This is a genomic window from Candidatus Cloacimonadota bacterium (genome assembly GCA_034661015.1).
GTDB lineage: Bacteria > Cloacimonadota > Cloacimonadia > JGIOTU-2 > JGIOTU-2 > JAYEKN01.
The window spans coordinates 3932-12097 of the sequence record JAYEKN010000196.1; the positions used below are offsets into that span (position 1 = coordinate 3932).

Here is an 8166-nt window from a genome sequence, read left to right on the forward strand (position 1 = left end):
AATAAAATAATAAAAAACATGAGCAAACAGAAAGGAGTTAAAAAGTGAAAAAGATCTTTTTCATTTTAGTTTCCATTTCACTAATTCTCAGCGGCACTCTTTCCGCAAAGACTCTTCCAAACAACACCCCTATTGAGGATTTGCAGATATTTGACGTCCCCAATGATGACGGTGGTGGTTTGGCTTTGAACTGGAAACCATTCCCCAAAGAAAAACGGATAATCGAATATCGCATCTACCGTGGTGCGAGTCCTGATTCTTTATTCATCATAGCCTCTATTCCGGTTAATCCAAAAACCGGCGTATCTGCGGATACAATGCGCTTCAACAACGAAGGATACGGATTGTTTGTTACAGCTACATCCCGCGGAAAACTTAAGCATGCACGCGGGCAAACAAAAGATGACATCGGAGGACGAATATTGTACCGAAGTTTTCCCAGAGATATGAAAACATACGGACCTTTTATGGATGATTATCGCATTCTTGCCGTTACTAATCCCGAGGATTACTTATTAAAAAGTGTGATGAAAGAATTCACCGAGACCGAAGAACTTGAGGATGGAACAATTGATACGACCTCCACAATTCTTGCAGGATTAAAACTGGAGCAATTTAAGTATATTCTTAATAAATTAAAAGCTGATAAAGAATATTATTATGCTGTCCAAGCCGTGAATAACAGCAGAAAATGCTCTCCTCTTTCAGAAATAGTATCCTGTATTCCAATAGATAATCCACCCGAAAAACTCGAAAATTTTTATGCTGTAAATTATAAGGAATCGAATGAGATGCGGTTTGAATGGAGCCTTCCATTTTTTACAACGGATATTAGATCATACAACATTTACTTGATAGATGAAAATGATAAAAAGCATTTGATCTTTAAAAGAGCTTCTGCTTATCCCTATACTTCTCAAACTAACGCACTGGTTTCCTATGAAGAAATCAAAGAGAAATTTGAAAAATTCAATTCTGCAAATATGGAATGGTATAAATTCAATATTTCTATTAAAGACGGAGCAGGGCAGGAAACATTTGCTCTGGACAATCCAATAGTTCCTGAATTTACTACTCCTGATATATTACCAACAGCACCCGAATATTTTACTGTGGATGATAATCCTTCTGATAAAGGGGATAAACTTCGAGTATATTTTGGGAAACCCTTTGTGGGTATTTCGCAGCTGCAATATAATGATAAACGCACCAAATTAAGAGTGAATTACTTCTATAAGGAAAACCCCTTATTCCTCGTGCAGCGTTTATTTTTCACAGTAGATGGCGTTACAAAAAGTGAATTTGTGCTCAATAAGAAAATTGATTTTAAAGTAGATCCGAATAATCTTCCAAATAAAATCTCTATTCGATTCGATTGTAAAAATGTTGGAGTAGAATTACCTGAAAATCATTCCATTTCATACGCTTTCAACTATGATGAAAAAAACAATGAGATTAATTTGGTAACAGATGAAAATATTTCCAAATATTATTATCAGGTTTACAAGATGAGCTCCGGTGGCGGTGGAAGTGATGCCGATGTCTGGCGTTATTCCAAAAAGTTACCCTACATAGAAAGAGAATATCTTGATAAAATTGATACAAAGGAATCTACTTTTCGAGGAATTCCAAAATATGACCTCGAAACTAATAGATTATATACAAACACTTACTTCGATATATGCACTTGGGAAGATGAGCGGCCATTCTATACGAACGCTTTATACTTAGACCAGTTGAAACAAAATAATGAAGAATTAGCAGAAGAGATAGCAAAGTTAAACAAAGAATTAAATGAAGCAACTACCGAAGAGGAAAAAGAAGAACTCACTGAAAAGATTACCCAATATACAAAAATGCTGAACGAAAAACCCCCGGTAGTTAAAGAAGCAAATTTACAACAAACAGATAAAGCACGAAATAAAATACTTCTAAAAGCTCATACAAATACTATTCGTTCTTTTAGATATTTCATTCGTAAAACCGATGGAAAAGGACATTTCGTTGACACAGAAATATTTAACCTTGATGGGAACGAGTATATCAAACCCTATCCAAATTGGTTTAAAAGAAATGAAACCCTTACATTAATAGTTATGTTAATTTTTGGGGCTTTAGTTTTCTATATGGTCAAAAAAGCTCGTAGAGGAGATAGACTCTACATTCGACCCATCTCCGGTATCGAAGAAATTGATAATGCGCTTGGCAGAGCTACGGAAATGGGTAAACCAATCCTCTTTGTTCCCGGTCTTAGCGGAATAAGTGATGTGGCTACTTTAGCCGGTTTGGCTATTTTGGGAAAAGTTGCCAAGAAAGCCGCAGAATTCGACACTCCCATATTAGTTCCTGTAAGAGACTACATCGTCTTGCCCATTGCTCAGGAAATCGTGAAGGAAGCACACTACGAAGCAGGACGTCCCGATACTTACGATAAAAATAGTGTGTTCTTCATTACAACAGCCCAATTCGCTTTTGTCTCGGGTGTTAACGGTATTATGATTAGAGAACAGACAGCCACAAACTTTTACATGGGTATGTTCTTCGCAGAATCACTGCTGATGACCGAAACCGGAAATATGACCGGTGCAATTCAGATCGCCGGAACAGATGCTATCACACAGCTCCCCTTCTTTATCACAACTTGCGACTACACTTTGATCGGTGAAGAACTATATGCTGCAAGTGCCTACCTATCTCGTCAACCACTTATTTTGGGAACCCTTAAAGCACAGGATTATATGAAATTTCTGATCGTTGTATCTGTTCTTTTAGGAACTTTCTTGTCAACCCTCCACTTACCATTCTTCATGAAATGGTTCCCGGCTAAATAAGGGGACAATTCCCCTTCCTAAGGAGTAAATAATGAAAAGACAAATACCACTATTAATAGTAATGATATTGGGGTTTTTATTCGTTGCCCATACATTCATTCCTCATACAATTTCTCAGGATTTCTTTGATTGGTTTATTAAATGGTCAAAAGTTATCGGTTCGTTTGCAATCGTATTGGGAGTTGGAAGTTTATTGATGGTTCATTCGAATAAAATTAAGCGAAAAGCCCCAAATTGGGGATATAGTTGGATAGTAATCCTGGGCTTAGTAATAACAAGCCTTAGCGGATTTATCTGGGGCATTGAAGAAGGAACTCCATTTATGTGGATTTTTAAAAGTGTAAATGTACCTGCCGGTGCTACAATGTTCTCGCTACTTGCATTTTACATTGCATCCGCAGCCTACAAAGCTTTCCGTGCCAGATCTATCGAAGCAACTGTTCTTCTCATCGCTGCAATTATTGTGATGCTGGGCAGAGTTTCTATTGGAAATGCTATTTCGCCATGGATACCTGAAATCACCCAATGGATACTTAACGTGCCAAATTTAGCTGCAAAACGTGCCATCCAATTGGGAGTCGGATTAGGGATGACAGCTACTTCTCTAAAGATAATCCTTGGAATCGAACGAACATATTTGGGAGGAGGTAAATAATGAATTTCTCAGATAGTATTCAAAAAATTGACAGAAGATATATTTACATAATTCTCGCAATTGTAGTTATCCTTCCTCTAATTTTCCCGCTTGGATTAAAGACATTTACGACTCCACCTGTACGAAATCTATATAAAACTATTGATGCTGCAGCTGGAAAGCCCAATAAAGCAGTTTTTATGGATTTTGCTCAGAGTCCCTCGACTTTACCGGAATTATACCCAATGGACATTGCTATCTTGCGCCACTGTTTTTTACGAAATATCAAAGTCTTTACCATCTCGTATTATCCTCAAGGAGCTGCAATTATTCAGATGGCTATAGCAGAAGTTAAGGAAGAATTTCCAAATATCAGACAGGATGTTGATTACTGCAATTTCGGTTATAAAGCTTGGGCTCTAAGATTACCAATCACGCTTGGTATGGGTGATAATATTTCAGAAGCGATAGAAACTAATGGTGCAGGTTTGAGATTAGATAATCTTCCTATTATGAAAGATATAAAAAACTATGATAATATTCAGATTTGTGTTGAAATATCAGGAGCAGCTCCAGGTTATATATATATTACGTATGCTAGAGCAAGATTTGGTGTGAATGTTGGAATCGGCGTTACTGCAGTTTCGGCTGCGGACTTCTATCCGTATCTCCAGACCGGTCAGCTTGTTGGTATTCTGGGTGGTTTAAAAGGTGCGGCAGAGTACGAAGAATTAGTGGAAACTTTTGCCCAAAACGGTTTGCCGTATTCAGCGGAATATGCAGAAAATCCAACCCTCAAAGAAGAGCAATATGATTTATCCAAAGTTCCATACAAATTCAAAAAAGCACGTATTGGCATGGATTCACAGGCTATTGCTCACCTTCTCATTATTCTGTTCATCATTCTCGGTAATATCGGTTACTTTCTCGATCGTAAAAACGAGAAAAAGAAATTTATCAAATAAGGAGATAATATGATGGAAACAATCGGAACTTGGTTAGCAGTTTTTTTGACATTAAGTATGTTTTCTTTTCTGTATAAAGACAATCCGTTTTATAAATTTGCCGAGCACCTTTTCGTTGGTGCTTCAATGGGTTATGCTATCCCATATACATATTACAATGTGTTTATTCCATATACATATAACCCAATATTCTTGAGACATGATTACATCTTGATAATTCCGGTAATTATCGGAATTGGCTATTGGTTCAGATTCTCCCAAAAATTGAGCTGGATAAGCAGATATCCTATCGCTTTTGGCATGGGTATCGTAGGAATGGGCGTTCCAATGTCAATTCATGCACAAGTTCTTGTTCAAATGAGAACTATGATGCTACCGCTTACCAGTATTAATTTAATCTTGATCTTTATCGGAAGTGTTTCAATCCTCTTATATTTCTTCTTCTCAAAGGCACATACCGGTCTTTATGGAAAATTCACGAAAATTGGTATTTGGTTTATGATGATCGGCTTCGGCGCATCTTTCGGATATACTGTTATGGCTCGTATCTCATTACTTATTGGTCGAATCCAATTCCTACTCAGTGATTGGCTCGGAATAATTAAATAAATTGCAACAAACTGATTAAGCACAAAGACATGATTATTATCAAAAATGTCTTTGTGCTTTTTTTTAACCTTTACCCCGGGATCGCAAATAAAAACTAAAATTGGCTTGGTAATTACGGCGCGTATATTCAGATAAAACGGCAAGATTTATATTACTCCCAATTTTACTAATTCCTCTTTCATCTGCTTAAAATTTTCCACAACAATCCCTCTTATTCCGCTTTTTCCTGCCTGCTCAATATTTTCTGGTTTGTCATCTAAAAATAAGATTTTCTCAGATTCAATCTGCAAATAGTCGAGCACAATTGTAAAGGCTTTTTGTTCGGGTTTCCTCGCCTGAATCCGGCAGGAATAAAACTTCTTTTCAAATTTTTCCATTGTAGTCCTAAATCTTTTCTCAAACACAGGTATATGAATTTCGTTTGTATTTGAGAGAACTACGAGCCGATATTGATCTTTGAGATTTGTAATAAGTTCATCAATCCCATCCACCAATTTGATCAAAATCTCGTTCCATCCTCTATCGAATTCTTTGGCAGAAAATTTTATTTTATAAAAATTTCTAATATCATCACGAAATTTAGCCGGGGAGATCAAACCCTTTTCAAAGGCATGATAGGTGCCACTTAACAAAAAATTTTCACCGAATTCTGTTGCATTTACACCCATTATTTCAGACCAATACTCAATAGACGGCTGAACATCTATCACAACTTGTCCCAAATCAAAAATTATTGCTTCAAATTTATTTTTTTTCATTATCTGATTTTTCCCATTCACTAAAAAGAAGACTTATCTTTTTCATATCCAGATCAATTGTTTCCTGAATTTCGCATAGTTTTTTGTAATCAGAACCAAACTCGCTCATCTCATCCTGCTTACTTTGAATATCATTTTCCAATAATTTAATTTCATGCTCAATATTTGCAAGTCGTCTTTTTAAATTCTTTCTTCTATTAGCCTCTTTTTTGCGATCTTGATATTCTTTCTTCTTTTCAATTTTTTGCGATTGTTCGATTTCCACAAAGATATCTTTTTCTTCAAATTGCTGCTCCTCTGTTTTTTTTCTTTTGTAAAAATTATAATTTCCCGAATAACTTTTTAGTTTTTTTTCCGATATAGCCACTATTTTATTTGCCATTTTATTAATAAAATAGCGATCATGAGAAATGAAAAGTATTGTTCCCTTGAAATTATGCAAAGATTCCTCCATTGCTTCAATGGATTCTAAATCCAAATGGTTAGTCGGTTCATCCAAAAGAAGCAGATTGATATTTTTATGCATCATAACGCATAATTTGAGACGAACTTTTTCACCCCCGGACAAAATACTTATCCTCTTATATACTTCATTTCCGAAAAAAAGAAATCCGGCTAATTGAGTTCGGGCTTGAGTTTCGCTAAGCGGAAATTCCGTTCGATAAAAATCAATAAGAGAAATATCTTCATCTGTGAATTCTACTTCTTGTTGCAAATAACCGATTTTTACTCTTGAACCAATTTTTACTTCGCCACTGTCAGCTTCCAATTCATCCAAAATCAGCTTAAATATCGTGGATTTTCCGGAACCATTTTTACCGATAATACACACTCGTTCTTTGTAAAAAAGATTGAATTCAAGATCATCCAAAATTAATTGATCGTCAAATGATTTTTTCAACTCACTTATCCGCAACACATCTTTTCCGGAACGGTGTTCTGTAGTAAAACGCAAATTTATTGAACCGGATTCAGTCGGCTTTTCGAGTTTCTCCATTTTTTCCAGTCGTTTTTCCAAATTAAATGCCTTTTTGAACATAGCTGGATTATCAGCCCGCCCTCCCCAATCGCGAAATCTCTTAATTGCCTCCTGCATTGCTTTGATTTTTTTTTGCTGGTTTTTAAAAGCCTTGAATTGCAATTCAATTTTCTTCTCTTTATCAACTTTATACGAAGTGTAATTTCCGGAATGAGTAGTCGCTTTACCGTCCTCAATTTCGATAATTTTATTAACCAATTTATCCAAAAAATATCTATCATGCGAAACTAATACAACAGTTCCGCTATATTCTGCCAGAAAATGTTCCAGCCACTCCACAGATTCAATATCAAGATGATTTGTGGGTTCATCAAGAAGAAGAATTTCCGGATTCTTTAGCAGTAATTGTCCCAACATAACGGTTGTTTTTTCACCACCGCTAAGACTTTTGAACTTTCTGGTTTGCATTGCAGAATTTATCTTTAATCCGGTGCAAACTTTGTTCAATTTCACTTCGATATTATATCCATCTCGCAGTTCGAATTCTGTTTGTAACCGGTGATAATTTTTCATTAGTTTGGTGCTGTTTTCCTCAGTCATATTTCTCATTTTGTGCTCAATTTTTTCGATTTCCAATTGCATTTTGTTTACACTAACAAATGCGAAATTCAAAACATCAAGCACAGAGGTAGAATCATCAAATTGAGGAATTTGTTGCAAATAACCAATCGTGGAATTATTACGAACAGAAACTGACCCTTTATTATAATCTTCGATACCGGCAATTATCCGAAATAGTGTGGTTTTCCCGCAGCCATTTCTTCCAATAATTCCAGCACGATCTCCTCTCTGAACATCAAACGATAAGCCATCAAGAATAGCAAGATCACCGAATCGTTTTTCCAGATTTCCAATTGAAATTTCTATCATAAATATTCCTTGTTTTTTGAAATCCCTACAGAAAAGAGAGCATTTATTTGTCAAGTATGATAATTGAGACAATTCTCTTCATTTTGCAAATTCATTCCCAAGAAAAAACTGAATGCTATCACAATTAGTTGAGGAATCATCTGTAATGTTCGGTGTTTAAAAATCTTGACATAAGAAAGCCAGATTTCAGGAATCAGCAACAAGTGGCCCTATCGTCTAGGGGTTAGGACGCTGGATTCTCATTCCAGTAACAGGGGTTCGATTCCCCTTAGGGTCACCATTTTTTTACTACAATTATTTTTCAAATTATTTAGTTGCTTTCTACTCCCGATTAAATTAACTTTATCCCCTTTATCAATTTTTATTTATCGCTCGGAATTTGTTATCCGCCTTCAGCGAAAATAATCTTTATATTTTTTTATCATCAGGTAGCCTACCGTTAAAATGCTGCTTTTTTTTC

General features: G+C 35.8%; 6 protein-coding genes and 1 tRNA gene. 5 read left to right on the plus strand and 2 right to left on the minus strand.

Features of this window, described 5'->3' with window-relative positions:
* The first annotated feature begins 44 nt into the window (after window positions 1-44).
* The 4 genes from U9P79_07580 to U9P79_07595 are packed head-to-tail and all read left to right on the plus strand — an operon-like array spanning window position 45 to window position 5039.
* Window positions 45-2831, plus strand: a complete 2787-nt coding sequence (locus U9P79_07580) for a DUF6754 domain-containing protein (GenBank protein MEA2104483.1) — start codon at window positions 45-47, stop codon at window positions 2829-2831.
* A 31-nt stretch (window positions 2832-2862) separates the two neighbouring features.
* Window positions 2863-3486 (plus strand): hypothetical protein, encoded by a 624-nt coding sequence (locus U9P79_07585; GenBank protein MEA2104484.1) that lies wholly within the window; start codon window positions 2863-2865, stop codon window positions 3484-3486.
* Window positions 3486-4430 carry a hypothetical protein gene (locus tag U9P79_07590; GenBank protein MEA2104485.1) on the plus strand — a complete coding sequence of 315 codons (945 nt, stop codon included), beginning with the start codon at window positions 3486-3488 and terminating at the stop codon, window positions 4428-4430. Before U9P79_07585 ends, U9P79_07590 begins: the two co-directional genes overlap by 1 nt.
* A gap of 9 nt (window positions 4431-4439) precedes the next feature.
* Window positions 4440-5039 carry a hypothetical protein gene (locus U9P79_07595; GenBank protein MEA2104486.1) on the plus strand — a complete coding sequence of 200 codons (600 nt, stop codon included), beginning with the start codon at window positions 4440-4442 and terminating at the stop codon, window positions 5037-5039.
* 146 nt (window positions 5040-5185) lie between these two features.
* Here the strand turns inward: U9P79_07595 and U9P79_07600 are convergent, their stop codons facing one another.
* Window positions 5186-5797, minus strand: a complete 612-nt coding sequence (locus tag U9P79_07600; GenBank protein ID MEA2104487.1) for an HAD family phosphatase — start codon at window positions 5795-5797, stop codon at window positions 5186-5188.
* Window positions 5784-7706: an ABC-F type ribosomal protection protein gene (gene abc-f, locus U9P79_07605; GenBank protein MEA2104488.1), complete on the minus strand. Its 1923-nt coding sequence runs from the start codon at window positions 7704-7706 to the stop codon at window positions 5784-5786. Before abc-f ends, U9P79_07600 begins: the two co-directional genes overlap by 14 nt.
* 205 nt (window positions 7707-7911) lie before the next feature.
* Between abc-f and U9P79_07610 the strand changes: the two genes are divergently transcribed.
* Window positions 7912-7986, plus strand: a tRNA-Glu gene (locus U9P79_07610).
* The last annotated feature ends 180 nt before the right edge of the window (window positions 7987-8166 follow it).

What these genes read in the sequence shown, in the direction of transcription:
- U9P79_07595 (MEA2104486.1), top strand. Translation starts at nt 4,440, where the DNA reads ATGATGGAAACAATCGGAACTTGGTTAGCAGTTTTTTTGACATTAAGT.
- U9P79_07600 (MEA2104487.1), bottom strand. Translation starts at nt 5,797, where the DNA reads ATGAAAAAAAATAAATTTGAAGCAATAATTTTTGATTTGGGACAAGTT.
- U9P79_07590 (MEA2104485.1), top strand. Translation starts at nt 3,486, where the DNA reads ATGAATTTCTCAGATAGTATTCAAAAAATTGACAGAAGATATATTTAC.
- abc-f (MEA2104488.1), bottom strand. Translation starts at nt 7,706, where the DNA reads ATGATAGAAATTTCAATTGGAAATCTGGAAAAACGATTCGGTGATCTT.
- U9P79_07585 (MEA2104484.1), top strand. Translation starts at nt 2,863, where the DNA reads ATGAAAAGACAAATACCACTATTAATAGTAATGATATTGGGGTTTTTA.